Source organism: Pseudogemmobacter sp. TB195, from assembly GCF_058313095.1.
In genome coordinates, this window is record NZ_JBZEGG010000088.1 from 1 (window position 1) to 1,085 (window position 1,085).

Genomic DNA, 1,085 nt, shown 5'->3' on the forward strand with positions numbered 1-1,085 from the left:
TCATCGTGAGATGGATCAGGTCCGGGCATCGCCCCTCGTCTGGTGTGCGAGCCGGAGTGCGCGTCAGGAAGCCGCCAACCTCGAGCTGTTTCAGCGCCTTACGCACGGTGTGTTCTGCCAGTCCGGTTACCTTCGCCAGCACGGCCTGGGGCCGGGAGAATGTGCCGGCGACATCTGAATGAAAGGCCAGCACCACCAGGACGTGTTTGGTCGTGGGCGAGCCGGTTTTCTGCGCAAATGCCCATTGGAACGCGTTGTCGTTCATGACCGCCCCCCTTCCTGATGGATCTGGTCCACGGCCCCCGGCAACGCGCCCAGGGCGACCTTGGCGCAGGACATGACCTGCCGCATTGACGCGACCAGCGCTTCGGCGTTGCCGGTGGCGATGTGCTCCGATGCGCTTTCGAGGTGGACTGACGCCGCCGCGATGGCGCCAGACAGGAGGGCGCGGGGGACATGCACCCCGTTACGGTTTGCCGCCGCCTGCTCATGCTGGGGCGGCAAAGCCATGATGGCAGGGCCGTTCATGCCGCCACCTGCTGGTGCAGCACCTGAAGCGGCGTCCGGAGCACGTATCGGGCGTGCATGCCGCTGAAAGACCCGCCGTGCTTCTCGTTGATTGTCTCCACGTCCAGCCCGGATTTCCGAAGCTGGAAGACGTAGTGGGACCATCGCGGCGCTGGCTGTTCGATGGGCGTGCAGCCACGCTCACCCGCCGCAATGAGGCGACCAAGCGCCCAGGCTTCGCGCCCCTTGTAGGTTTTGGCCGGGCTGTCGATGTCCTTGCGAACGGTGATTGCGGTGACGTTCATCGGCGCACCTCCTGCGGGCCTAGGCCTGCGAGCGAGGCGATAGCGGCGGCGGCGGTGGGAGAGAGGCCGAAGCGCTGGGAGAGGCGATTGCTGGCCCGAGATGACAGGAACGGCAGCGCAGAAGGCGCGTGTTCACGTTTTACCCCAGGGTCATTTTCAGGCGAGAATCTTCGTTGCTCGCCGGGGGCGAGACGGGTATAAATTTGCACGTTCTCAATCCTATGTTCCGCCGTCGTTCCGATTGCCTCTGGGTGACGGCTTTGGTTTCAGGAC

Annotated in this window: 3 protein-coding genes; all 3 read right to left on the bottom strand. The window is 64.5% G+C overall.

The genetic code is table 11. The features are described 5' to 3' along the window. Positions 1-265, bottom strand: a 265-nt coding sequence (locus tag AC4FS3_RS28700; protein WP_491023369.1) for a hypothetical protein, incomplete at its 3' end; no start/stop codon positions are given. After that, entirely contained in the window at positions 262-528 is a 267-nt protein-coding gene (locus tag AC4FS3_RS28705) for a hypothetical protein (protein ID WP_491023370.1), read from the bottom strand. The genes AC4FS3_RS28700 and AC4FS3_RS28705, both read right to left, overlap by 4 nt. Beyond that, the gene (locus AC4FS3_RS28710) at positions 525-812 is read right to left on the bottom strand and encodes a winged helix domain-containing protein (RefSeq protein WP_491023371.1); all 288 of its coding nucleotides are present in this window, start codon (positions 810-812) and stop codon (positions 525-527) included. Before AC4FS3_RS28710 ends, AC4FS3_RS28705 begins: the two co-directional genes overlap by 4 nt. Positions 813-1,085: the final 273 nt, after the last annotated feature.